We start from the raw sequence: 727 nt of genomic DNA, 5'->3' as shown, positions 1-727 counted from the left end.
GCAATGAACTTATCACCTTGTTCGGATGTGCCTGAAGGCAAGGTGTTTTGGTTCTCACAGATTGCCAAGGTCCCTGGTCGCGAGTACACATTAAACTTGCCTGTTACTTCAACTGTGCCGTCGTCCGGACACTCTGAAAATCCTTCACATTCGAATTGGTCGGATAACGTCACCTCGAACAGTCCGGATTCGTTAGTAATTAAGCCATGTTCCGATAATCCGTCTTTGAACTCAGCAGAATAACTAAAATCACCTTCGCTTCCACCGAGAGGTTTAATCAAAGGGTGGACTACTTTGGGTTTACCATTGTAATTGCTGGCAACGACGGGTTCTCCTGTGGAGGCACAAGCGAGCAGACGTGTATGAACATTTTCTGGTTTACCAGCGATGACGCGAATTTCATTCAGTGTCCGTCTTTCATTTGAATACGCTTCGAACATAAACGGCGTAAACATGAAGTTGACAGTTTGCTCCTTAGCGGAGTCTCCGACCATCGTGAAAGTCAAAGAGTAATTGGCGTCTAATGAGATCTTATCGATGTCGTTTGGAACCACACGAACAATGAGCTCACCATTATCGTTAGATTGAAACTGGTTTTCAGTTGAGGTCGGTTTCCCTTTCACCACCTCTAGCGTGAACAAGTCGGGATCAGACAATATTGCCATCACGGGTGCGCTGACTACTTCATCGTTGTTGGTTGTGATCGCTGTGAATTGCGGGAGATCGT

The 727-nt window shown here is 46.1% G+C and carries 1 pseudogene; it reads right to left on the bottom strand.

Annotated features, from left to right (window positions below):
* A pseudogene (locus tag R7190_RS27270) lies at positions 1-727 on the bottom strand (polymer-forming cytoskeletal protein); the annotation flags it as partial.

It is taken from the genome of Vibrio sp. 1078-1, assembly GCF_033340475.1.
The sequence above is the reverse complement of the archived record's forward strand: the minus strand, read 5'-3'. Positions and strand labels throughout refer to the sequence as shown.